The 23,884-nt window shown below is 67.1% G+C and carries 25 protein-coding genes; 10 read left to right on the top strand and 15 right to left on the bottom strand.

The features are described from left to right. The first annotated feature begins 38 nt into the window (after positions 1-38). On the top strand, positions 39-1,058 hold the full coding sequence (locus LMQ14_RS01870; RefSeq protein ID WP_267733173.1) for an iron-containing redox enzyme family protein: 1,020 nt from the start codon (positions 39-41) through the stop codon (positions 1,056-1,058). Here LMQ14_RS01870 and LMQ14_RS01865 read toward each other — a convergent pair. The 5 genes from LMQ14_RS01865 to LMQ14_RS01845 form a co-directional block, all read right to left on the bottom strand. Further along, the gene (locus LMQ14_RS01865; protein ID WP_267733172.1) at positions 1,051-1,260 is read right to left on the bottom strand and encodes a CDGSH iron-sulfur domain-containing protein; all 210 of its coding nucleotides are present in this window, start codon (positions 1,258-1,260) and stop codon (positions 1,051-1,053) included. The genes LMQ14_RS01870 and LMQ14_RS01865 overlap by 8 nt on opposite strands. After that, positions 1,257-1,949 (bottom strand): HemK2/MTQ2 family protein methyltransferase, encoded by a 693-nt coding sequence (locus LMQ14_RS01860; protein WP_267733171.1) that lies wholly within the window; start codon positions 1,947-1,949, stop codon positions 1,257-1,259. Before LMQ14_RS01860 ends, LMQ14_RS01865 begins: the two co-directional genes overlap by 4 nt. A 96-nt stretch (positions 1,950-2,045) precedes the next feature. Next, positions 2,046-2,600 (bottom strand): type 1 glutamine amidotransferase domain-containing protein, encoded by a 555-nt coding sequence (locus LMQ14_RS01855; RefSeq protein WP_267733170.1) that lies wholly within the window; start codon positions 2,598-2,600, stop codon positions 2,046-2,048. Between the two features lie 34 nt (positions 2,601-2,634). Further along, a complete protein-coding gene (locus LMQ14_RS01850; RefSeq protein ID WP_267733169.1) occupies positions 2,635-3,621 on the bottom strand; it encodes an LLM class F420-dependent oxidoreductase in 987 nt (328 codons plus the stop codon). A gap of 51 nt (positions 3,622-3,672) precedes the next feature. Further along, positions 3,673-4,137, bottom strand: a complete 465-nt coding sequence (locus tag LMQ14_RS01845; protein ID WP_267733168.1) for a GatB/YqeY domain-containing protein — start codon at positions 4,135-4,137, stop codon at positions 3,673-3,675. Positions 4,138-4,357: 220 nt separating this feature from the next. On the opposite strand from LMQ14_RS01845, the gene LMQ14_RS01840 reads away from it, so the two are divergent. From LMQ14_RS01840 to LMQ14_RS01820, 5 genes are read left to right on the top strand one after another with little or no spacing between them, the layout of a single operon-like run. Continuing rightward, positions 4,358-5,602, top strand: a complete 1,245-nt coding sequence (locus tag LMQ14_RS01840) for a hypothetical protein (RefSeq protein WP_267735303.1) — start codon at positions 4,358-4,360, stop codon at positions 5,600-5,602. A 12-nt stretch (positions 5,603-5,614) separates the two neighbouring features. Beyond that, entirely contained in the window at positions 5,615-6,268 is a 654-nt protein-coding gene (locus tag LMQ14_RS01835) for a DUF4129 domain-containing protein (protein WP_267733167.1), read from the top strand. Continuing rightward, on the top strand, positions 6,268-7,407 hold the full coding sequence (locus LMQ14_RS01830) for a DUF4350 domain-containing protein (RefSeq protein WP_267733166.1): 1,140 nt from the start codon (positions 6,268-6,270) through the stop codon (positions 7,405-7,407). The genes LMQ14_RS01835 and LMQ14_RS01830 overlap by 1 nt, the downstream gene beginning before the upstream one ends. Further along, positions 7,404-8,399, top strand: a complete 996-nt coding sequence (locus tag LMQ14_RS01825; RefSeq protein WP_267733165.1) for an AAA family ATPase — start codon at positions 7,404-7,406, stop codon at positions 8,397-8,399. Before LMQ14_RS01830 ends, LMQ14_RS01825 begins: the two co-directional genes overlap by 4 nt. Continuing rightward, positions 8,399-9,721: a DUF58 domain-containing protein gene (locus LMQ14_RS01820; protein WP_267733164.1), complete on the top strand. Its 1,323-nt coding sequence runs from the start codon at positions 8,399-8,401 to the stop codon at positions 9,719-9,721. The genes LMQ14_RS01825 and LMQ14_RS01820 overlap by 1 nt, the downstream gene beginning before the upstream one ends. Positions 9,722-9,729: 8 nt before the next feature. On the opposite strand, the gene LMQ14_RS01815 is transcribed toward LMQ14_RS01820, so the two are convergent. Next, positions 9,730-10,722, bottom strand: a complete 993-nt coding sequence (locus LMQ14_RS01815) for a stage II sporulation protein M (protein WP_267733163.1) — start codon at positions 10,720-10,722, stop codon at positions 9,730-9,732. Positions 10,723-10,799: 77 nt separating this feature from the next. On the opposite strand from LMQ14_RS01815, the gene LMQ14_RS01810 reads away from it, so the two are divergent. Beyond that, positions 10,800-11,732: an RDD family protein gene (locus LMQ14_RS01810; RefSeq protein ID WP_267733162.1), complete on the top strand. Its 933-nt coding sequence runs from the start codon at positions 10,800-10,802 to the stop codon at positions 11,730-11,732. A 22-nt stretch (positions 11,733-11,754) separates the two neighbouring features. Here the strand turns inward: LMQ14_RS01810 and LMQ14_RS01805 are convergent, their stop codons facing one another. Further along, the gene (locus LMQ14_RS01805) at positions 11,755-12,144 is read right to left on the bottom strand and encodes a hypothetical protein (protein ID WP_267733161.1); all 390 of its coding nucleotides are present in this window, start codon (positions 12,142-12,144) and stop codon (positions 11,755-11,757) included. A gap of 187 nt (positions 12,145-12,331) precedes the next feature. Between LMQ14_RS01805 and LMQ14_RS01800 the strand changes: the two genes are divergently transcribed. After that, positions 12,332-13,054, top strand: coding sequence for a PadR family transcriptional regulator (locus tag LMQ14_RS01800; protein ID WP_267733160.1), 723 nt, complete (start codon positions 12,332-12,334; stop codon positions 13,052-13,054). Positions 13,055-13,102: 48 nt separating this feature from the next. Here the strand turns inward: LMQ14_RS01800 and glpK are convergent, their stop codons facing one another. Beyond that, positions 13,103-14,569, bottom strand: a complete 1,467-nt coding sequence (gene glpK / locus LMQ14_RS01795) for a glycerol kinase GlpK (protein ID WP_267735302.1) — start codon at positions 14,567-14,569, stop codon at positions 13,103-13,105. Between the two features lie 224 nt (positions 14,570-14,793). Here glpK and LMQ14_RS01790 point away from each other — a divergent pair, with 224 nt between their 5' ends. Next, the gene (locus LMQ14_RS01790) at positions 14,794-16,269 is read left to right on the top strand and encodes a glutamate--cysteine ligase (RefSeq protein WP_267733159.1); all 1,476 of its coding nucleotides are present in this window, start codon (positions 14,794-14,796) and stop codon (positions 16,267-16,269) included. 20 nt (positions 16,270-16,289) lie between these two features. Further along, positions 16,290-16,967: a class I SAM-dependent methyltransferase gene (locus tag LMQ14_RS01785; RefSeq protein ID WP_267733158.1), complete on the top strand. Its 678-nt coding sequence runs from the start codon at positions 16,290-16,292 to the stop codon at positions 16,965-16,967. Between the two features lie 6 nt (positions 16,968-16,973). Here the strand turns inward: LMQ14_RS01785 and LMQ14_RS01780 are convergent, their stop codons facing one another. From LMQ14_RS01780 to LMQ14_RS01750, 7 genes are all read right to left on the bottom strand, one after another. Then, complete coding sequence (locus LMQ14_RS01780; RefSeq protein WP_267733157.1) at positions 16,974-17,546, bottom strand: VOC family protein; 573 nt, start codon at positions 17,544-17,546, stop codon at positions 16,974-16,976. A gap of 11 nt (positions 17,547-17,557) precedes the next feature. Beyond that, on the bottom strand, positions 17,558-18,703 hold the full coding sequence (gene egtE, locus LMQ14_RS01775) for an ergothioneine biosynthesis PLP-dependent enzyme EgtE (protein WP_267733156.1): 1,146 nt from the start codon (positions 18,701-18,703) through the stop codon (positions 17,558-17,560). Then, complete coding sequence (gene egtD / locus LMQ14_RS01770) at positions 18,700-19,665, bottom strand: L-histidine N(alpha)-methyltransferase (RefSeq protein WP_267733155.1); 966 nt, start codon at positions 19,663-19,665, stop codon at positions 18,700-18,702. Before egtD ends, egtE begins: the two co-directional genes overlap by 4 nt. Then, positions 19,665-20,363, bottom strand: coding sequence for an ergothioneine biosynthesis protein EgtC (gene egtC / locus LMQ14_RS01765; protein ID WP_267733154.1), 699 nt, complete (start codon positions 20,361-20,363; stop codon positions 19,665-19,667). The genes egtD and egtC overlap by 1 nt, the downstream gene beginning before the upstream one ends. Next, complete coding sequence (gene egtB, locus LMQ14_RS01760; protein ID WP_420714648.1) at positions 20,363-21,655, bottom strand: ergothioneine biosynthesis protein EgtB; 1,293 nt, start codon at positions 21,653-21,655, stop codon at positions 20,363-20,365. The genes egtC and egtB overlap by 1 nt, the downstream gene beginning before the upstream one ends. Positions 21,656-21,747: 92 nt before the next feature. Next, complete coding sequence (gene egtA / locus LMQ14_RS01755) at positions 21,748-23,037, bottom strand: ergothioneine biosynthesis glutamate--cysteine ligase EgtA (RefSeq protein WP_267733153.1); 1,290 nt, start codon at positions 23,035-23,037, stop codon at positions 21,748-21,750. 160 nt (positions 23,038-23,197) lie between these two features. Continuing rightward, positions 23,198-23,845: a sensor domain-containing protein gene (locus LMQ14_RS01750; RefSeq protein WP_267733152.1), complete on the bottom strand. Its 648-nt coding sequence runs from the start codon at positions 23,843-23,845 to the stop codon at positions 23,198-23,200. Positions 23,846-23,884 lie beyond the last annotated feature (39 nt).

Here is a 23,884-nt window from a genome sequence, read left to right as displayed (position 1 = left end):
CCGTTTGCGGCCACCCCGTTTGTGGTATCACCAACGACGTGACCCGCTCGTCGATCAGCGTTGAACCCGCCTTACCGGCGGCACACGGACCGCTGTCGACGGCGGTGCAGTGCGCGTTGGCGGGGCCTCCGTCCGGGGATCACCTGGCGCGGACCGGCGCATCCGTGCGCGATTCGGACCCCTATGGCCTCGACCTGCAACTGGCCTTGTGCATGTGTTACGAGCTGCACTACCGGGGTTTCGCGGGCGTCGACCCGACCTGGGAGTGGAACCCCGACCTGCTGCACCTGCGCGCCGAACTCGAGCGTGCCTTTCTCGCCGGTGTGCGCCGCGACGTCGGTCCCATCGATCCCGACCGCACCTCGGCAGCGGAGATGGAAGCGATTTCCGTCGAACCCGTTGACGGCACCGGGCCGTCCTACCACTTGCGCGACATCGGGACCTGGGAGCAGATGCGCGAATACTTCGTGCATCGATCGATGTATCACCTCAAAGAGGGCGATCCGCATGCCTGGGTGATTCCCCGACTATCGGGCGGCGCCAAGGCGGCGTTCGTGGCCATCGAATTCGACGAGTACGGCGCCGGGCAGGGCCATCGAGCACATCAACAACTCTTCGCGGATCTGTTGACGGCGGCCGATCTGGACGAGACCTATCTGGGCTACCTCGACGCCGTCCCCGCCGAGGCCCTTGCCGTCGTGAACTTGATGTCGCTGTTCGGTTTGCACCGCCGGCTGCGTGGCGCGGCCATCGGACATTTCGCCGCGACGGAGATCACGTCATCGCCTGGCTCCCGACGCATTGCCGACGCCCTGGAACGGATGAACGCACCGTGGGCCTGCGTCGCGTTCTACCGCGAACATGTCGAGGCCGACGCCGTGCACGAACAGGTGGTACGCCTCGACGTGGTCAGCGATCTCGTCGCACACGAGCCCCAGCTCGACAGCGACGTAGTTTTCGGGATGCGCGCATTGACGGCGGTCGAGGATCGCCTGGCGGACAAGATGATGACGTCCTGGAAGCACGACCAGTCGTCGTTGCGGCGACCGCTCAATTAGGCTCTGGGCCAACGCCTTCGACGTGCCGGCAGCGCCGGTGGCTGGTGTCGCACAACGGGTATTCCTTGCTCCGCCCGCAGGTGCAGATGGCCACCATGAACCGATCGGATTCCACAACACCGCCGTCGTCGACTTCGATTCGCACCGGGCCCGACACCAAAATCGGGCCTTTCGGGACCACCCGCACCCGCGTGCCACTCATGGCTTGTCCGCCCGGATAACCACCAGCTCCTCCTCCCGGCAGCCGCGCCGCACCAGGCCGATCTCCTCGAGCCAGCCCGCCCGTCCGGAGAGCACGGGTCCGAATGGAATCCATTCGGAGGCAACCACTTCAGCATCCAAGCCGGTCGACCGCAGGCTGTCCAGCGAACGCTGCACACCGGCCAGTCCCGACTGAACGAGCACCAGAGATCCGCCGTCGCACAGCAGGTCTGCCGTCGACTCGCAGAGCGGGTCCAGCACCAGCCGCCCGTCGGGACCAGCGTTCCAAGCCCACGATGGGCCCAGGCCTGTTGAAAGCACGTCGATTTCGCCCCCCGGTGGAGTCGGCACGTAAGGTGGGTTGGCCACCACCACCTCGAACGGCGTGCACCGCAGAGCGGCAATCCACGAGCCTTCCCGCACATCGATCTGTACGCCGGCGACTGTCGCGTTGCCCCGCGTCGAGTGCACTGCGTGCGGGCAGATATCGAATGCTGTCACACTGGCACAACCCATTTCGGCGGCCGCTATCGCGACGAACCCACTTCCGGTGCACAGGTCCAGGACTCGACGACCGGGGATCAGTCCGCTGTCCTGCATGGCGCGAACAAGCAATCGGGAGTCGTCTTGTGGCTGATACACCGCGGGCACAGCCGAAACATCAGCGGTGACGGGGTACGTGCTGGTCAACGGTGGGCCTTTCGGGTGACCGCCGCGGCGCTCACGGCATTTTGAATTAATGCCCACAAACCATGCGTTGAAACGCCGAATCCGGCTGCCGAGTGCCTAACCCGTTGGAGCGTGTGCGAATTGCTTGATAAGCGTCGAACAAAATGCCGGCAGGTCTCGTGGAGATCGACTGGTGATCAAGTTGCCGTCGACAACGACCTCCTCATCGACGACGCTCGCACCCGCATTGCGCAGGTCGGTGCGAATGCTCGGGTAGGAGGTGAGTGTCCGCCCGGCCACCACCCCGGCCTCGACCAGGGTCAACGGCCCGTGACAGATGGCCGCGACCGGCTTTCCGGACTCGACGAAGTCGCGAACGAACGCCACGGCGGTCGCGTCCATCCGTAACTTGTCGGGGTTTACCGTGCCGCCCGGCAGTACCAGGCCGTCGAACTCGTCCACCGAGGCGTCCTTGACCGCGCGATCGACCGCGAATCGGCCCGCAGGTTCGAGATCGTGTTCGCGCGCCTGGATTTCGCCGCCCCTCAACGACAGAACTTCGACCCGGGCGCCGGCCTGTCTCATAGCCGTACGCGGCTGCTCCAGTTCCACCTTTTCCACACCGTCAGCCGCCAGAATGGCGATTCTCTTGCCTTGCAGTTCATTTGCCATCAAATTCTCCTTCACCGATATTGGCCGCAGCCGGCTACGGCGATTTCGCCCGCAGCGCCGCAAGCAAGGGTTCCGCCGCTTCTTTGAGAAACAGATCTTGTGTCTGCCCACCGACCTGGATCAGCGCGATATCGGTGAAGCCGGCTTCCCAGTACGGCCGGACGGCGTCCACGATCGCGTCCAGGTCCGGGCCGCACGGAATGCTTCCGGCGACGTCTTCGGGACGCACGAACTGGGTCGCACCGGCGAAACCGGCCGGCGTCGGCAGGTCGGCGTTGACCGCCCAACCACCGCCGAACCAGCGGAACTGGTCGTGCGCACGTTCGATCGCGACGTCACGATCGGGGTCCCAACACACCGGTATCTGCCCGATCAATCGCCCGCCCACGGCCCCATTGGCGGCCTGCCGGGCCACATGCCAGGAGTCCACCAGGTCCTTGTCGGGCTGTACCGCGATCAGATGGTCGGCGAGTTTTGCGAATTTCTCGACGCTCTTCGGGCCGCTCATCGCGACACCGATGCCGACCGGAACGTCGGGAACGTCCCACAGTCGCGCGGAGTCAACTTGGAAGTAGTCGCCGCGCCAGGTCACCAACCGTCCGCCGAACAGCTCGCGGATGATTTTGATGGCTTCGCAGAGCATGTCTTGGCGCTGTTCGACGCTCGGCCAGCCCTTGCCGACAACGTGTTCGTTGAGGTTCTCCCCGCTGCCCAACCCGAGCGTGAACCGGCCGTCGGCGAGAATCTGCACGGTGGCGGCCTGCTGGGCGACGACCGCGGGGTGGTAGCGCATCGTCGGGCAGGTGACGTAGGTGTACAGGTCCACCCGTTCGGTCGCGTGTGCCACCGCGCCCAGCACCGCCCACGCGTTCGGCGCATGCCCCTGCGAGGTCAGCCACGGGGAGAAATGGTCGCTGCATACCTCGAAATCGAACCCGCGCTGCTCAGCCGAAACCGCATACTGCACAAGATCTTTCGGGCCATTTTGCTCGGTCATCAAGGTGTAGCCGAACTTGGTCATACCAGATCGGGTACCCCAGGCCCACGGATGCAAACGACCCGCGCCGCGCGCCTAGAGCCGGTCTTTGACCGCGGCGGACAGCCGCGAGCCGTCGGCCTTTCCGGCCGCGATCGCGGTCGCCGCCTTCATGACCTGTCCCATCTGTTTCATGCTCGGGCGCTCGCCGATCGCCTCAGCAACCTGGGCGATGGCGGTATCGGCCACGTCGGCTAACTCGGCCTCGGTGAGCGGCGTGGGCAGATACTCGTCAATGATCCGCGCCTCGGCATGCTCGTTGGCGGCAAGCTCGCCGCGGCCGTTTTGGGTGTAAATCTCGGCGGCCTCACCGCGCTTGCGGGATTCCCGGGCGAATACCTTGAGGATTTCGTCATCGGAGAGCTCCCTGGCTTCCTTGCCGGAAACTTCCTCGGTCTGGACAGCGGCCAGCAACATGCGCAGGGTCGCGGTCCGCAACTTATCCTGGGTCTTCATCGCCCCGGTGAGGTCCGCCCGAAGCCGGGCTTTGAGTTCCGCCATGCTGGAGACGCTACGCGCCCGGCCGGTACGGAGACTGTGCAGGCCAGCGGGGCGGGACGCGGAACCGGGGAAGATTGAGAAAAGCCCCGACCGCCGACAGGATGGAGCCCATGACGAACGACGACGGCTGTTGGACCCGGTGAGCGCGCTACCGCCTGACTATCCGGGTGGCCCCCCACCGGGGGGGCCCGCACCCGACGGCTTTCCACCGGCGTACGGCATGCCGCCCGCCTACGCAGGTTCACCGCCCGGCTACGGGGTGCCGCCCGGCTACGGACCCCCAGCGGGTTACGGCCCACCACCGGGATACGTTCCCCCACCGGGTTACGGACCACCGCCTGGCTACGGGCCCCCGCCTGGCTATGGCCCCCCTCCTGGCTATGGCCCGCCACCGAGTTACGGACCACCCCCCGGTTACGGCCCACCACCTGGGTATGGCCCGCCACCTGGTTACGGGCAGCAGTACGGCTCGCCCCAGCTGGCCCCGGGAGCGATCAAGCCCGGAATCATCCCGCTGCGACCGCTAAGCCTCAGCGACATCTTCAACGGCGCGGTCGGCTACATCCGCACCAACCCGAAGGCAACGCTGGGCCTGACGGCAATCGTCGTTGTGGTCATGCAGATCATTTCGTTGGTCGCCACCGTCGGGCCGATCGCCGCGTTGGGCGGGCTCAACAGCGACCGACCGGAAACAATGAACTGGGGAGTGGTCGGCGCGTGGTTCGGCTCGGTCGGTGTCGGCGCGCTGGTCACCTGGCTGGGCAGCATGCTGCTGTCCGGAATGCTCACCGTCATCGTCGGGCGGGCGGTGTTCGGGTCGTCGATCACGATCGGCGAAACGTGGGCCAAGATCCGCGGGCGGCTGCTCCCGTTGCTCGGCCTGGCGCTGCTGGAAGCCGCCGTCGTGGGCGTGTTGTTCGGGCTCGCCGCGGTGGTTATCGCGTTGATTGCGGCGATCGGCAACGGGGCCGCGGCGGTGCTGATCGGTGTCCCACTCTTCTTCGCCCTGATCGCGTTGATGGTGTACCTGTACATGGTCGTGCTGTTCGCGCCCGTCTTGATCGTGCTGGAGCGGCTGCCGGTCTTCGACGCGATCACCAGATCCTTTGCGCTGCTTCGTAATGGCTTCTGGCGAGTTCTTGGCATCCGGGTGCTGACATTCATCGTCGCGGGCGTGGTCTCCGGCGCGATCAGCGCACCGTTCAGCATCGTCGGCCAGGTGATGCTGGCCGGAATGCCGTCCACCGGAATCCTGCTGCTGGGCACCGTGATCACGTCCATCGGATCGGCGATCGGCCAGATCCTCACCGCGCCGTTCAACGCCGGCGTCATCGTGCTGCTCTACACCGACCGACGGATCCGTGCCGAGGCATTCGATCTGGTGCTGCAATCCGGTGCGGCGAGCGGACCATATGCGGCCGCATCGACCGACAACCTTTGGCTGACCCGGCCATTGGCGGGCTGAGCGAGGACGACGGTGCCTTCCATCGACATCGACCGCGATGCCGCACATCAGGCCGCAGCCGACGAGCTCAGCAAGCCGATCTATACCAAGGCGTCCGCGATGCAACAGCTTGTCGATTGGATCAACGAACTGCTGTACCGGCTGTTGCAGAAGACCTCCTCACTACCCGGTGGTTGGTTGACCACCGCAGTGCTGCTGACCCTGCTGGCTATCGCACTCGTGGTTGCCATCCACATCGCCCGGCGCACCATGCGCACCAGGGGCCGCGGCGACTACCAGTTGTTCGAAGCCGCGCTGCTCACTGCGGCGCAACATCGCGAGACCGCGGAACGCTTTGCAGCGGAAGGAAATTGGACTGCGGCCATTCGCCATAGGCTGCGGGCCATCGCGCGCCAGCTGGAGGAGACCGGGGTGTTGAACCCGGCGCCGGGCCGCACCGCCAACGAGCTGGCACGAGACGCCGGCGAGGTATTGCCTCATCTGACCGACGAATTATCTCAGGCGGCAACGGCGTTCAACGACGTCACGTACGGCGAGGTGCCGGGTACCCAGTCCGCCTACCAGATGATCGCTGACCTCGACGACCACTTGCGGATGCGCGCGCCGGCCACCGCAGCCGCGACCGGGCATTACACACCGGTCGAATCATGGGCACAGGTGCGGTGATGGCCACGACGGCATCCCACCCCGCAGTCGCGACTACCGGCCGATGGCGGTCGTGGCGCGGAGTCGTGCTCACGCTGATCGCGCTCGCGCTCGTCGCGTGGATAGGCGCCTACCTGACGGCACCGCGACCGGGTGCTCGGATGGACGCCGAGTCCACCGGAACCGACGGCGCCCACGCGTTGGTGACCCTGCTGCGCGACGGCGGTGTCGAAGTCGTCGTGGCCAATAGCCTGGCCGACGTCGAAAATGCGGCCCGCCCCGACACGCTGATACTGGTGGCACAGAGCCAGTATCTGAGCGAGGACATGGTGGAGCGGCTGGCCAAGGCGCCCGGCGATTTCCTCCTGGTCGAGCCGACGGCGCGAACCCGTGAGGCGCTGCTGCCCGGGGTGCGCATCTCGGGCGCCAGCTCGTTTGACAGCGAGCCGAATTGCACGCTGCGCGAAGCCACCCGGGCCGGGTCGGTTCGATTCGGGCCAAGCGACACCTTCGACGTCAAAGACACTCGGGTAATCACCCGCTGTTACGACGGCGTGCTGATCCGTTTCCGCGACAATGGGCGAACCATCACGGCGGTCGGCAGCAGCGACTTCATGACCAACGAAGCCCTGGCGCAGGCGGGCAATGCCGCGCTGGCAATGAATCTCGCGGGCGACCGTCCCCGCCTGATCTGGTACGCGCCGCACCACATCGAAGGTGAGACAACCTCCGCGACATCGATTTTCGACCTGATACCCGACAACGTGAACTGGATCGTCTGGCAACTGTGGGTCGTCGTGCTGCTGGTTGCCCTGTGGAAGGGCCGCCGTCCCGGTCCGCTGGTGGCCGAGGACTTACCCGTCGTGGTGCGCGCCTCGGAGACCGTGGAGGGCCGCGGCCGGCTGTACCGATCCCGCCGGGCACGCGATCGAGCCGCCGCGGCCCTGCGCACCGCGACACTGCAGCGGCTGCTACCCCGGCTCGGCTTGGGCACCGGCGCGCAACCGCAGGCGGTGGTGATGACCGTCGCCCAACGCACCGGCATCGACGCGGGATTTGTTTCCCACCAACTGTTCGGCCCACCGCCAAGCACCGACAACGACTTGCTCCAGCTCGCCCGTGCGCTCGACGAAATCGAAAGGCAGGTCACCAACTCGTGACACAGTCCCCTTCCGCCCCGCAAGCCACCACCGCACAGCCCCTGCCCGCGGACTCGGCGCGAGATGCGCTGCTGGCGTTGCGCGGCGAACTCGCCAAGGCCGTCGTCGGACAGGAAGGGGTGATCAGCGGGCTGGTGATCGCGCTGCTGTGTCGCGGGCATGTGCTGCTGGAAGGTGTTCCGGGAGTGGCTAAGACGCTGCTGGTTCGGGCACTGTCCGCGGCATTGCAACTGGAGTTCAAGCGAGTGCAGTTCACGCCCGACCTGATGCCGGGTGACGTCACCGGATCACTGGTGTACGACGCGCGCACCGCCGCGTTCGCGTTTCGGCCCGGCCCGGTATTCACCAATCTTCTACTGGCAGACGAGATCAACCGCACCCCGCCCAAAACGCAGGCCGCGCTGCTCGAGGCCATGGAGGAGCGTCAGGTCAGCGTGGACGGCGAATCCCGGCCGCTACCCGACCCCTTCATCGTCGCCGCCACCCAGAACCCCATCGAATACGAGGGCACCTACCAATTGCCGGAAGCCCAGCTCGACCGCTTCCTGCTCAAGCTGAATGTGACACTGCCGTCCCGTGATTCCGAGATCGCCATCCTCGGCCGGCACGCGCACGGTTTCGATCCCCGCGATCTGTCCGCGATCAAACCGGTGGCCGGGCCCGCCGAGTTGGCGGCCGGTCGCCAAGCGGTGCAACAGGTTCTGATCGCCGACGAGGTACTGGGGTACATCGTCGACATCGTCGGAGCCACCCGCTCGTCCCCCGCGTTACAACTGGGCGTGTCACCGCGCGGCGCGACCGCTCTGCTGGGCACCGCGCGCTCCTGGGCGTGGCTGTCCGGCCGCAACTACGTCACCCCCGACGACGTGAAGGCGATGGCCCGTCCGACCCTGCGGCACCGGGTGATGCTTCGTCCCGAAGCCGAACTCGAGGGCGCGACGCCCGACGGAGTGCTCGACGGCATCCTGGCATCGGTTCCGGTGCCGCGCTAGTGATTCTGACCGGGCGCACCGGCCTGGTGGCGCTGATCTGCATCGTGCCGATTGCGCTTTCTCCCTGGCCGGCAAAGGTTTTCGAGGTGCTACTGGCGGCGCTGGCGGTAGTGGTGGCCGTCGATATCGCGTTGGCGGCCAGCACTCGCAGACTGCGTTACGTCCGCTCTCCGGACAGCTCGGCGCGGCTGGGCCAACCGGTGGACGTGAACCTCGAGATCCACAACGACGGCCCCCGTCGCTTCCGCGGCCAGATCCGCGATGCCTGGCCGCCCAGCGCGCGCGCCGAACCACGCATTCACCCGGTCAAAATTGCCGCGGGACAACATCTACAGGTCCAGACTCACCTGCGACCGGTCCGCCGCGGCGACCAGCGTGCGGCGGTGGTCACCGCGCGATCGATCGGGCCGCTGGGGTTGGCGGGGCGGCAGGGTTCGCAATCGGTGCCCGGTCAGGTCCGGGTGCTGCCACCGTTCTTGTCGCGCAAGCACCTGCCGTCGCGGCTGGCCAAACTTCGCGAGATCGACGGGCTGCTGCCGACCCTGATACGCGGACAGGGGACCGAATTCGACTCGCTGCGCGAGTATGTCGACGGCGACGATGTGCGTTCGATCGACTGGCGTGCTTCGGCGCGGCGCGCCGACGTCATGGTCCGCACCTGGCGACCCGAACGCGATCGGCGGGTGGTGATTGTGCTCGACACCGGGCGCATGGCGGCGGGCCGCGTCGGCGTCGACCCGACCGCAGCCGACCCCGCGGGCTGGCCCCGGCTCGACTGGTCGATGGACGCCGCGCTGCTGCTGGCCGCACTCGCGTCGCGAGCCGGCGACCACGTCGACTTCCTCGCTCACGACCGGGTGAGCCGGGCCGGCGTGTTCGGCGCGTCGCGCACCGAGCTGCTCTCCCAGCTGGTGGACGCGATGGCGCCGCTGCAACCGACGCTTGTCGAGTCCGATTGGCGTGCAATGGTTGCCGCCATTGCGCGGCGAAACCGGCGACGGTCCTTGGTGGTGCTACTGACCGACCTCAATGCCACCGCTCTCGACGAGGGTCTGCTGCCGGTATTGCCGCAGCTGTCGTCCAAGCACCATCTGCTGGTCGCCGCGGTCGCCGACCCGCGGGTGGACCAAATGGCCACCGGGCGTTCGGATGCGGCGGCGGTCTACGACGCGGCGGCCGCCGAACGATCCCGCAACGACCGCCGCGCGATCGCGGCGCGGCTGCGTCAAAGCGGGGTCGAAGTCGTCGACGCGCCGCCCGACGAATTGGCGCCCGCCCTGGCCGACCGCTACCTGGCGATGAAAGCGACTGGGCGCCTGTAGCTCCCGGCTCAGCGAGTGGGAATCACGTCGGGCGCATCGTCGATATCGCCGGTCTCCCCGGCTTTCACGGCGCGACGCCCGAAGTAGATGACATACGTCAGGAACGCCGCTTCGGCCACGACCCCGATACCGACGCGAACAAACGTCGGCAACGGCGACGGCGTCACCATCGCTTCGATCAACCCGGACACCAGCAGCACAGCGACGAGTCCCACCGCCACCGACACGACGGCCCGGCCCTGTTCGGCCAGCACCTGTCCACGGGGCCGATCTCCGGGCGATATCACCGACCACCCCAGGCGCATCCCTACCGCGCCGGAGAGGAATACCGCCGTCAACTCGAGCAGCCCGTGCGGAAGCAGCAAACCCAGCAGGATGTCGCCCTTGCCGGCCTGAAACATCAGACCCGCGATCAAACCCAGGTTGGCGGCGTTTTGGAACAGCACGATCGGGATCGGCAATCCGAGCAGCACCGAAAACGCGATGCACTGCGCCGAGACCCAGGAGTTGTTCACCCAGACCTGCAAGGCGAACGCCGCGGCGGGGTGCTCGCTGTAATACGAGGCGATGTCGTGGTTGACCAATTGGTCGATGTCGCTGGGTGTTCCGATCGCGGCCTGTACCTCGGGATTGTTCGCCACCCAGACCGCGATGATCGCTGCGACGCCGAGGAAGGCCACCGCGGTGCCCAACCACCACCGCCCAGCACGGTAGGCGGTCACCGGGAAGGACACCGTCCAGAACCTGGTGAACGTCCTGCTCAGTGGCGCATGCGCACCGGTGACTGCCGAGCGGGCCCGCGCGATCAGGCTCGACAGCCGACCGATCATCAGCGAATCCGACGACGCCGAGCGCAGCATCGACAGATGGGTGGACACCCGCTGGTAAAGCTCGACGAGCTCGTCGACTTCCGCACCCGTCAGCGACCTGCGCTTCTTGATCAACTGGTCAAGCCGGTCCCAGGTTGGGCGATGGGTCAGCACGAATGCGTCGACGTCCACCTTGGGCAGCCTAATCGCTGTTTCGGGGCCACCGACTGCAGCCGGACACACCCAGCGAACCTGTACCGTTCGGTGTTATGTCGGAGGTGGTGACCGGGGACGCCGTGGTGCTGGACGTGCAGGTCGCCCAGCTGCCGGTGCGAGCCCTGAGCGCGCTGATCGACATCACGGTGATCTTCCTCTTATACATAGTCGGGCTGCTGCTGTGGGCGGCCACGCTGACGCAGTTCGACGACGCGCTGAGCGGGGCCATCCTGATCATCTTCACGGTGCTGGTGATGGTCGGCTATCCGATGGCGTTCGAGACGGCCACCCGGGGACGGTCGGTAGGCAAGATCATCATGGGCCTGCGCGTGGTGTCCGACGACGGTGGCCCAGAACGGTTCCGGCAGGCCCTTTTTCGCGCGCTGGCATCGGTGGTGGAGATCTGGATGCTCGCGGGCAGCCCGGCCGTGATCTGCAGTATTTTCTCGGCAAAGGCCAAACGCGTCGGCGATATCTTCGCCGGCACCGTCGTCGTCAGTGAACGCGGGCCGCGATTGGGACCGCCGCCGATGATGCCACCGTCGCTGGCGTGGTGGGCGGCGTCGCTGCAATTGTCGAACCTCGATGCCGGTCAGGCCGAGGTCGCACGCCAATTCCTTTCCCGCGCACATCAACTCGATCCCCAGCTGCGGTTGCAGATGGCATACCGAATCACCGGTGATGTGGTCTCCCGGATCGCGCCGCCGCCTCCGCCCGGCGCTCCGCCGGAGCTGGTACTTGCCGCCGTCCTGGCCGAACGCCACCGCCGCGAGCTGGCGCGGCTGCGCCCGGCAATGCCGACGGGGACACCGCCCGGCCCCTGGGCGGTCGGACCGCAGTTTCAAGCACCGCCCGGGTGGCCCGGCGCACCGCCGGTGGCCATGCCGCAACAGCCCGCGCCGGTCGCCTGGCCGCCGCCGACAGCTCCAGAGGCGACACCGCCGCCGCAGGGACAGCAAACGGGCGGCTTCTCGCCACCCCGCTAGTTAACGGTCCGCAAAGGCCCGGCTACTTCGCGACAGTGGCCGCCATCAGCGCGACATCGGCGACCAACAGCACCCACCCGAACAACGGCACCGCGATGCCGCCGCGGCGCTTGGCCGTGAAAAATGTGATGAGGATGACGACGAAGGCCACCAGCGGCGCCCCGTAAAAGGCGACGCCGAAATCGATGCCGATGCGGCCCTCGTTGGGGCAACTGGCGTCAGTACATCCGTCGGTACTCATCACCGCGCCGAGCGCGAAGAGCATGACGATCGCCGCGGCAGGCACCGTCGACAGCGCCAAACCCCAGTTCACCCACGGCCACACGTGCCGGTCGCGGCCGCCGTCGTGCCGCGCCGGCTCCGTGCCGTGTGTGTCGCTGTCGAACGTCACGTTGGGGTTTTTTGCGTTCATCACGAACTTCGTACCCGTCGCCAGCCCGGGACAAACGAGACCCCGGTCCGGGGAACTTCGCCCAGGTCAGGCCGATCGTAGGCGGATTCGTGAAATTTTTCGTTGCATCGCGATCGTTTACGATATATCGTGATATTCCGAAGCGCACAGACAGTGCGCTACCCCGAGAACATTGAGGACTACAACCATGAGCAACCCATTCACTCCCCCAGACGGACCATTCACCGGTCACCCCGGCCTCGGATTCGGCTTCGGCCCCGGACACGGCCCCGGACAACGGCGCGCCCTACACGGCGCCCGGCGGCAGGCCCGACGAGAATTCCTGGAAAACCTCCGCGACCAAGCCGGCGATCAGGGCTTTGGCCCCGGTTTCGGCCCGGGCTTTGGCCCCGGCTTCGGGCCAGGGTTCGGCCCCGGGTTCGGCTTCGGCCCCGGCGGGCGACGCGGCGGAAGGCGGCGCGGCGGCCCCAACCGCGGCAAGCGCGGTGACGTGCGGGCGGCCATCCTGGCCCTGCTGGCCGAGCGGCCCATGCACGGCTACGAGATGATCCAGCAGATCGCCGAACGCAGCAACGGAATCTGGAAGCCCAGCCCCGGCTCGGTCTACCCGACGCTGCAGCTGCTGGACGACGAGGGCCTGATCACCGCGAGCGAAAGCCACGGCAGCAAGAAGCTTTTCGAGCTGACCGAGGAAGGCCGGGCGGCAGCCGAGAAGGTCGAGACCCCACCGTGGGACGAGATCGCCGAAGGCGCCGACCCCGGTCAGATGAACCTGCGGTCGAGCATCGGCCAGCTGTTCGGGGCGGTCGCGCAATCCGCACACACCGCCACCGACGACCAGCAGCAGCGCATCATCGAGATTCTCAACAATGCGCGCCGCGAGGTCTACGGCATCCTCGGCGAGGACTGACCTTTCTGCGAAGGAGTGCCCGTCGGCCATGCGCCGGCGGGCATTTCGCTATGACACGTCGACCCAATCCAGCGTGCGCTGCACCGCCTTACGCCATCCCGCATATCCCTCGGCGCGCTTGGCGTCGTCCCATTTCGCCGTCCAGCGCTTGTCTTCCTGCCAGTTGGCCCGTAGGTCGGACGGATCGGCCCAGAACCCGACCGCCAATCCGGCCGCATACGCGGCGCCCAGCGCGGTGGTTTCGGCGACCACCGGCCGCACCACGTCCACCCCCAGCACGTCGGCCTGGATCTGCATGCACAGCTCGTTTTGGGTGATACCGCCGTCGACTTTGAGAACCTCAAGGCGCACACCGGAATCCGCTTCCATCGCGTCCACCACATCGCGGCTCTGGTAGCAGATCGCCTCCAGCGTCGCGCGGGCCAGATGCGCGTTGGTGTTGTACCGCGAGAGTCCGACGATCGCGCCGCGGGCATCGGAACGCCAGTACGGGGCGAACAGGCCGGAAAACGCGGGGACGAAATACACCCCGCCGTTGTCGGGAACCTCGCGGGCCAGCCATTCGCTTTGCGCGGCACCGCTGATGATGCCCAGCTGATCGCGCAGCCATTGCACCGCCGAGCCGGTGACCGCGATCGAGCCCTCCAGCGCGTACACGGGTTTGGCGTCTCCGAACTGATAACAGACCGTGGTCAGCAGACCGTTGTCGGACCGCACGATGGTCTCGCCGGTATTGAGCAGCAGGAAATTGCCGGTGCCGTAGGTGTTTTTCGCCTCGCCCGCGTTGAGGCAGACCTGCCCAACCATCGCGGCGTGCTGGTCACCCAGGACTCCGGTGATCGGCACCTCGGCGCCGAAGGGCCCGTCGCTCGAGGTGACGCCGTAGGGCTGCGTCGGCGACGACGACGCGATCGCCGGCAGCATCGCGCGCGGAATCGAAAAGAACGACAACAGCTCGTCATCCCAGTCCAGCGTCTCCAGGTCCATCAGCATGGTCCGGCTGGCATTGGTCACGTCGGTGACGTGCACGCCACCGCGCGGGCCGCCGGTCAGGTTCCACAACACCCAGGTGTCCGGGGTGCCGAACAGGGCGTCACCGCTTTCGGCCGCCGCACGCACCCCGTCGACGTTCTCCAGGATCCATTGCAGCTTCCCGCCGGAAAAATAGGTGGCCGGGGGCAAGCCTGCCTTGCGCCGGATCACGTCGCCACGCCCGTCGCGGTCCAGCGCCGACGCAATCCGGTCGGTGCGGGTGTCCTGCCAGACGATCGCGTTGTAATACGGCCGGCCGGTGTGCCGATTCCACACCAGCGTCGTCTCGCGCTGGTTCGTAATTCCCAGCGCAGCAATGTCTTTCGTCGAGAACTTCGAGGTGTTGAGCACCGACAGCAACACCGACGAGGTGCGCTCCCAAATCTCGATCGGATTGTGTTCGACCCAGCCGGCCTGGGGCAGGATCTGCTCGTGCTCGAGCTGGTGACGTGCGACCTCGGCGCCGTCGTGATCAAAAATCATGCAGCGGGTGCTGGTGGTGCCCTGATCGATAGCTGCGACGAACTCGGCCACCTGTCTCCTTCGTCGTGAACTGCGACACGTTCATGCCATCGTCCATGATGGTGGACCGACCCACCAGATCTGCAGCTGACCGACCCGATTCGCTGCGCCCGGGTGCGCACGCGGCGGCGCAATCCGTCGCGTCGCCCTTGCGTTACCGGCGGGAACCCTGTTGCATCGGCGATGTGGGCGAAGAGGTCAAGCGCACCACGTATGACCGCGCACACCGGCGGGAGTACCGGCGCAAGGTGCAGCTGTGTCTGGACGTCTTCGAGACGATGCTTGCCCAGTCACGCTTCGACTCCGACCGGCCGCTGACCGGCATGGAGATCGAATGCAACCTTGTCGATGCCGACTATCAGCCAGCCATGTCGAACCGGCCCGTGCTGGATGCCATCGCAGATCCGGCGTACCAGAAGGAATTAGGCGCCTACAACATCGAATTCAATGTGCCGCCCCGGCCGCTGCTCGGACATACCGGATTGGATCTGGAGGCAGAGGTGCGGAGCAGCCTCAACGATGCGCAGACCAAGGCCGGCTCGGACGGCACCCGCATCGTGATGATCGGGATTCTGCCCACGTTGATGCCCGAGCATCTGTCACGCGACGGCTGGATGAGTGAATCGCCAAGGTACGCCGCGCTCAACGAGTCCATCTTCAACGCGCGCGGCGAGGACATCCCGATTCATATCTCCGGCCCGGAGCCGCTGAGCTGGGAGGCCGTGACCATCGCTCCCGAATCCGCCTGCACCAGTACGCAATTGCACTTGCAAGTGGCTCCGGACGACTTCGCTCCCAACTGGAATGCGGCGCAGGTGATGGCCGGACCGCAGTTGGCGCTGGGCGCCAACTCGCCCTACTTCTTCGGCCATCAGCTGTGGTCGGAAACCCGCATCGAGGTGTTCTCGCAGTCCACCGACACCCGGCCCGAGGAGCTCAAAACCCAAGGGGTGCGGCCCCGGGTGTGGTTCGGCGAACGCTGGATCACTTCGATACTCGATCTGTTCAAAGAGAACATCCGCTACTTTCCGTCCCTGCTGAACGAGTTGTCCGACGAGGATCCGGCCGCCGAGCTGTCAGCCGGGCGCATCCCGGCGCTGCCCGAACTGCGCCTGCACAACGGCACCGTGTACCGGTGGAACCGGCCGGTGTACGACGTCGTCGACGGGCGCCCGCATCTGCGGCTGGAGAATCGGGTGTTGCCGGCCGGGCCCACCGTCATCGACATGCTGGCCAACTCCGCGTTCTACTACGGCACGCTGCGCACCCTGTCCGAGGACGAGCATCCGCTGTGGACGAAGATGAGTTTCGCTGCGGCGCATCACAATTTCCTCGAAGCGGCCCGCCATGGAATGGACACCGTGCTGCGCTGGCCCGATCGTGGTGAGGTGAGCGCGACCAAGTTGGTGCTCGACACGTTGCTGCCGATAGCTCATGAAGGACTGCGCCGCTGGGGTGTGGACGCCGAGGTGCGCGATCGCTTCCTCGGCGTCATCGAGGGCCGCGCCAAGGCCGGCCGCAACGGCGCCAGCTGGCAGGTGGCAACGGTCCGCGCGCTGCAGGACTCCGGCATGACGCGGCGCGCGGCGCTCGCCGAAATGCTGCGCCGGTATTGCGACCACATGCACGCCAACGAGCCGGTCCACACCTGGCCCTGCTAGCCGCGGGTACGTTGGGATCCATGACACCCAACGAGTTAATGGACTGGGACAGCGCCTATCGCGAGCAGGGTGAGTTCGAAGGGCCGCCGCCGTGGAATATCGGTGAGCCACAGCCTGAATTGGCCGCACTGGTCGCGGCCGGGAAGTTCCGCAGCGATGTGCTCGACGCCGGCTGCGGGGTCGCCGAACTGTCGCTGACGCTGGCCGCCCAGGACTACACGGTGGTGGGCATCGACCTCACGCCCACTGCCGTCGCGGCGGCTACCAAGGCCGCCGAAGAACGCGGCCTGAGCACCGCCAGCTTCGTCCAGGCCGACATCACCTCGTTCACCGGCTACGACGGACGGTTCGCGACCATCGCCGACAGCACGCTGTTTCATTCGCTGCCGGTCGAGGCCCGCGACGACTACCTGCGTTCGGTGCACCGCGCGGCCGCCCCGGGCGCCGACTACTACGTGCTGGTGTTCGCCAAGGGAGCCTTCCCCGCCGAGATGGAACCGAAGCCCAACGAAGTCGACGAGGACGAGTTGCGCGCCGCGGTGAGCAAGTACTGGGAGATCGACGAGATTCGGCCCGCCTTCATCCACGCGAATTTCCCGGAGATCCCCGACGCGCCGTTCCCCTTCCCGCCGCACGACCGCGACGAAAAGGGCCGGTTGAAGCTTCCCGCTTACCTATTGACGGCGCACAAGGCCTGAGGGAAGTCACGGCCCCATAATGGCCAGGCCCCAATTCAGGTGGCCCTGCCATACGCTCGCAATGCGCCCGCCCTGCACCGCGGGTTTGGGGTCGCCGATCGGACCGCCGGCTGCCCGGATCGCCGCGACGGTGCCGTCCAGGTCGGGAGACCACAACGCAAGCCCGATCAGCGTCGGCTGGGTGCCGGCTGCGACCACTTCGATGAAGCCTTCGCCGGCGCGGTAGAACGCCATCTCGGGTCCTTCGGGACCCCGCGGATGAAAGCGCCGGCGCGGCGGGGTGCCCAGCACTGCACTGAGCGCGCTGACGGCCGTGTCCAATTCGCCCACCGTGTAGACCACGTGGTCGACATGGGTGACACCGCAGGGGTGCACCGCGGCGGTGACCGGCGGGTGGACCGCCGTCGGTACCCCGAGCAGATCGGTTTGCGCGTGGATTTCGTCGAATCCCCAGCCGGGCTGTTCGCTCAGCGCACAGCGAACCCGCCCGATGTGGATCGTGCGGTCGTCGACCACGAATCCCAGTGCGGTCCAGGCGCGTTCGTCACCGGGTACGCCGAGCCAGGTCAGGGTGGCCATGCCGATTGCGATTACGTCGCGGTGGCCGCGGTCGCGGCGATCAGCGCCTCGGCGAAGGTTTCCAGATCGTCGGCGGTGGTATCGGCGTGCGGCGAGATCCGCAGCCTCGGCGCGGTCATTTCCAGCGGCGCCCGCTGCACCCCGGCGAAGGTGGTCAGGATCCGCCGTTCGGCGAGCAGCCATTCCCGCACCGCCTGCGGGTCGGCGCCATCGACCGGCGCCAAAGTGGTGATGGCGCTTGGCTCTTCGGCCTCTTCGACTACCGCCCACCCCGGCACATCGGCCAGCGTCTTGCGGCCGATGCTGCCGAGCTCGGCCAGGCGCGCGCGCATCGCCTCGGGCCCGAACGCCAGATACTCACCAAGCGCCACCGAAACCCCCACTCGCGCAGCAATATTGGCTTCGCCGAATTCGAGCTGCTGGGCCACCGAGAACGACCCCGACCACTCCGGTGCGGCCAGCCGGGGATGGAGCCGTTGCGTCAGCTCCGGTCGAACCGCCAGGAAGCCGACCCCGCGTGGGCCGGCGATCCACTTGCGCGACGAGGAGTAGGTGACGTCCGCCCCGACCGCACAGTCGACCTGGCCCAGCGCCTGGGCGGCGTCGACGACCAGGGGTAAGCCCAACTCACGGCACAGTTTCGCGATCATCGAAATCGGTTGCACGACACCGCTATGGCTGGCAACCGGGGTCAGATGGACGAAATCGGGCGGGTCGGCCTGCAACGCGAATGCGGCGTCGTCGAGTGCCAGGCGGCCATCCTCGAGGACCGGCAGCAGCTGACGGTCGAATCCGTGGGCAGACATCACGGCGAGGTTGGGGCCGTATTCGCCCGGCAGGCAGGCCAGCGTCCGACGCTCGGTGGGCCAGCTGCCCAGCAGCAGATCCAGCGCGTTCAGGGAACCCGTGGTGTACACGACGTCGGCGTCGGCCATCCCGGTCAGCGCGGCGAACGCGGCACGCCCGGCGTCGAGCGTGGGAGCCGCGGCCAGCGCCGCCACATATCCGCCGACCTCGGCCTCGTGGCGGGCATACTGCGCGGCAGCGTCGATGGCCGCGTAACTCTGGCGCGAACAGGCCGCACTGTCCAGGTGCAAACCGGCTACGGGTGGGCGGGCCTCCCGCCATCGGTCGGCCAGCGACCCGCTATCGGTCACTTGACTGCTAACGACAACCCGAAATCGCCTGCGGCGTCGGTCCACCACTGAACCCGACGCAGTCCCGCGCCGGCCAATTCGGCGCTCACCCCACCCGGGTGAAACTTGCTCGACACCTCGGTCAGCATTTCCTCGCCGGCGGCGAACTCGACGGTCAGGTCGAGCGCACCGACCCGGACCCGTTGCGGCCGGTCGGTCCGCAGCCACATCTCGATGCGTTCCTCGTCGGCGTTCCAGCGCGCCACGTGCTGGAACGCGTCGACGTCGAAATCGGCGTCGAGTTCCCGGTTGACCACCGCGAGCACATTGCGATTGAACCGCGCCGTCACTCCGGCGGAGTCGTCGTAGGCGCGCAGCAGCCGACCGGTGTCCTTGACCAGGTCGGTGCCGAGCAGCAGGGTGTCGTCGGGGCGCAGCACGTCCGCGAGGGACTTGAGGAATTCGGCGCGCGGTCCGGGCGTGAGGTTGCCGATCGTCGAACCGAGGAACACGAACAGGCGTCGGCCACCGCTGGGGATCTCGCCGAGGTGTTCCTCGAAATCGCCGCAGACAGCCTTGATTTCGACGCCCGCGTATTCCTGCTGAATAGCGGCCGCGGCGGTGGACAGGATGCTCGCATCGACGTCGAACGGCACAAAACGGCGCAGCGATCCGCGGCCATGCAGCGCGTTCAGCAGCAGCCTGGTCTTCTCCGAGGTGCCGCTGCCCAATTCGACCAGGGTGTCGGCCCCGCTGGCCGACGCGATTTCGGCGGCCCGGGCGCGCAGGATCTCCGCCTCGGCCCGCGTCGGGTAGTACTCCGGCAACCGGGTGATCTGGTCGAAGAGCTCGCTGCCTACTGAATCGTAAAACCATTTGGGCGGCAACGACTTCGGCGTACTCTGCAGACCGTCGAATGCATCGCGACGCAGTGCGTGGTACGCCGAGTCGGCGGCGAGATGGTTAGACAACGTCAGTGTCATCAAGATCCTTTCGGCTCGTCCAGCGGGGTCATCGTTACGCCTTTGCCGGTCACTTCGACAAGGTGGCGATCGGGCACGTCTTCCCACTCGGAATCGTCGTCGTAGGGCTCACTGGCCAGCACCACGCCGTCGTCGCGGCGCAGGACGGACAAGCTGTCACCCCAGGCGGTGGCCAGCAGGCGAGAACCATTGGCAGCCAATACATTAAGACGAGCATTCGGGTCCAGCGACCCAATCTGCGCGATGGTCTCACCCAGGACCTCGAGCCCCAGCGAGAAGATGGTGGCCGCCAACATCGCACTGTCGCAAACGGATTCGGCAGTAGCCGTCAAGGGCAGCACGCCCCGATCGACCACACCATTATGCGACAGCAACCATTGGCCGTCGGTGAAGGGCGCGGTCGCGCTGACGTCAAGAGGCATGCCGACGGTCGCCGAGCGCACCGCGGCCACCACGCAGCGGCTGCGCAGCGCGGGCGCTACCGATTCCAACGACGTGTCGCCCCACAGCGGCGCGGTGCTGCGCCAGCGCCGGGGCACGTCGTCGTCGAAAAACCCAACGCCCCAACCGTCGGCGTTCAACAGGCCGTGCTTCTGGCGGCGCGGGGAGTAGGACTGCACGCGAAGGCCGAAGGGCGGATCCAGTATCAACGACGAGACGCTGACGTCGGCGCCAAGCCAGCCGAGGTGACGGCACATCAGGCGGAGTCCCCCGCGTCGGGGACATCCCAGGCCAGCCGTACTCCGGAGAAGATCTGACGACGGACGGGGTGGTCCCAGTTACGGAAACTGGGCCGCAAGATGGCGGATTCGACCGCCCACGATCCACCGCGCAGAATCCGGTAGTCGCCGTCGAAGAACGGCTGCGAGTAACGGTCGTAGATCATCGGGACGAATCCGGGCCACGGTCGCAGCGGCGAGCTGGTCCACTCCCACACGTCGCCCAGCATCTGCTCGACGCCGTAGGCCGACGCGCCGCCCGGATAGGCGCCGACGGGGGCCGGCCGCAGTGCGCTGCCACCTAGGTTGGCGAATTCGCCGGAGGGCCCCTGCGTTCCCCAGGGGTAGCGCCGCCGGGTCTCGGTGATCGGGTCCCAGGCGCAGGCCTTCTCCCATTCCATTTCGGTGGGTAGCCGTGCGCCGGCCCAGGCCGCGTATGCCTCGGCCTCGAAGTAGGTGACATGTTGCACCGGCTCGTCGGGCGGAATGTCTTCGATGTAGCCGAAGCGGGTCCGGGTGCGCCCGTCGGCGCCCCAGAATTGGGGCGCGGTAAGGCTCGCGCCGCGGCGGTGCTCCCAGCCGCGGTCGGACCACCAGCGCGGCTCGTTGTAGCCGCCGTCGCCGATGAACTGTTGCCATTCACCGTTGGTGACCGGGACCCGCCCAATGCGGAACGCCGGCAGGTCGACGACGTGGGCGGGGCGCTCGTTGTCCAATGAGAACGGTTCGGTGGTGGCGTCGACACCCAGCACGAACGGGCCGCCGGGCACCAGCACCGACGTTCCGGCCACGCCGGCTCGGCCCGCGGGCAGGTTGGCGGGGTCCTGCAGCAGCGCAGCACCGGTGCGCAGGTTCAATGCCTGCAGCATGGTTTCGTCGTGCTGGTTTTCGTGGCTGACCACCATCCCGTAGACGAAGGCCGCGCGGTCTCCGGCAGGGTCGTCGGGCAGTGCGTCGAGCGCATCAAGTGCAGCGGAACGCACTGTGCGGCAATAAGATCGGGCTTGTTCCGGGGACAGCAGCGGCAGATCGACGCGACTGGCGCGGGAGTGTTCGAACGCGTCGTAGAGACCTTCGACCGACGGATCGAGCATCCCCGGGCGATTCGGGTCTCCGCCGCGCAGCAGCCACAGCTCCTCCTGCTGACCGATGTGCGCGAGGTCCCACACCAGCGGGCTCATCAACGGGTCGTACTGACGACGCAGTTCGGCATCGTCGAAATTGACCAGCCGTAGCGTGCGCGTGCGCGCCCGCTCCAGATCGTCGGCGATCCGTTCCCGGCATGACGATCGCAAGCGCGGCGTAGCCGGGCGCTGGGGGTACCTCCCGCTTGCGGGGGACGGGTCGGAATCATCGGGGAAAGTCACAAGCCCCCTTGCGCCAACTGCGACACGGTGGCCGCGATGCCGTGGTCGATTACCTGGTCGGAGAAGTCGTCGCCCGGACATCGGCCCCGTTCGACCGTGCGGATCAGCCGCTCCATCGCGTCGGTGAGCTCGGGCGGCGCCTTCGCGGCGGCGATGGCCACACAGGAGGTGGCAGCGTCGTGCAAACGCCGGTCGCTCAACCCGAGCCGGGCGGCGTAGTCCCAGGCGGTGGCCACCGGTTCGACGACCGCGGCGGCGGCGTCGGCCGCGACCGGATCATCGAGCAGGGCAACCATCGTGAACACGATCGCGGGCCAGTAGGCATCCGGCGCGCTGTCCAGGTAGCGGATCTCCAGCCATTGTCTGGGGCGAACCGGCGGGAACAGCGTGGTCAGGTGATAGTCGAGATCGGCGAGGGTGGGCCGGCGGTCGCAGAGCAGCGCCGAGCCGTCCGCCCAGTCGGCGAAGGACACATAGTGGGTGAGCGCGACCGCCTCCGGGTTGTGCACCATCATCACCGGCGCCTTGAGCGCGTAGCGCGCCCAGTCGGTGCCCGGGTCGTCGCCGCTGGCGCCCAGGATGGGCCCGCAGCGCGCCGAGTCCATCTGGCCCCACACCCACTGTCGGGTGGACACCCAACCCGAGAATTCGCCGCCCAGCATCGGGGAGTTGGCCGCGATCGCGATCATCGTGGGGCCCAGCGCGTGCGCCAGACGAACCCGGTCCGCCCATCCGGCCCGCGGTCCGGCGTCCAGGTTGACCTGAACCGAAGCCGTCGACGTCATCATCGCGGCACCCGCCTCGGCGGAGTTGCTGGCGGCAAAGAACTCTTCCATCGCACGGTAGCGCGCGCCCGGGTTGATGCGCTTCGGCGCCCGCAGCGGGTCCGCACCCAGGAAGACCAGACCCAGGCCGGCGGCGGCGAAGGCCTTGCGCAGCACGCCCTGATCGTTGTTCATCGCGTCGATGGCGGCGACCACGCCGTTCTCGGGTGGCCCGGAGAGTTCGACCGCGCCACCCGGTTCGACGGTGATGACACTGCGGCCGGGCAGTGCGGGTAGCTGATCAATGACCGCGGTGACTTCGTCCCAGCTCGGCCGGCGGTAGGGATCGGCCGGGTCGACGCAGTGCGCTTCCATCTCCAGGCCGACGCGCCCCAGCGGGCCATCGATCAAACAACCATCGGCGATGTACTGGGCGGCTTCCTCGGAACTGGTCAACTCGGTTTCGGCCGGGCGGGCGGCATCCAGCTGCGAGGCCGCGGCGGTGATAGCGGCGAGCGTCATATCACGATCCCTTCGGGCCCGACCACGCGTCGCCGAGCGCCAAGTTGGGCAGCTATCCGAACGATAGCCGCCGTCTCTTCATCTTCCAGATCGCCCCGACATATTCCCGTTCCCGCAGGTTCTCGCCGCACGGCTTATATAAATACCCAAATTCACCGGATTATTGCCCCAGCGCGTTTTGCATCGCCCCGGCCAGCACATTGACCGCGGGTCCCGCGTTGCCAGACTGACAAACCTTCGCCTGAAGCAATACGTTTTCGCGCAGCCGGGTTTGATTGAAGCAGCGGCGATCGGTGCCCGCTTCCTGCTTGGTCCAGTTAGCGTCGGTCCCGGTCGCCGGCGCTCCAGCAAACGACCACACCTGGGTCTGCCCGTTGTCCAGGTGCATTGCGGTGGTCTGACCCGAGCAGCCCACCGTGCGATCCACCAGCCGGTGGAAGGCCCGGCCCGCGGCGTCGTTGGTGGCGAATACACCGACCGCCTGCTTGACGAGATGCGTCTGATCGTTGGCCGACGTCTGCGACGTGGCCGCGTTGAAGGACGCCAAGTCGGAGTCGTTGTACACATCGGGTAGGCCGATGTCCGCCCAGTTGTTGCAGTCGGCCAGGTCGACGAAGAAACCCTGGACCGGTGCGGTGAACACCGCCTCCCAACCCATGGGTCCACCGACGATGTTGCCGACCGAGCCTTTGCCGAGGACTGCGTAGGACACCACCCCGGGTTCGGATGGATGAGCAGCCGCGACGGGGACGCCGGAAGCCACCCCCAAGCCCAGACCGACGCTTACCGCCACAGCGGAGATCCGCATCATGAATCTCGATCATGCCAGGTGGCCGTCTGGCGGCGA

This window comes from Mycobacterium sp. Aquia_213 (assembly GCF_026625985.1).
Taxonomy (GTDB): domain Bacteria; phylum Actinomycetota; class Actinomycetes; order Mycobacteriales; family Mycobacteriaceae; genus Mycobacterium.
This window is presented reverse-complemented; position numbering and strand designations above follow the sequence as displayed.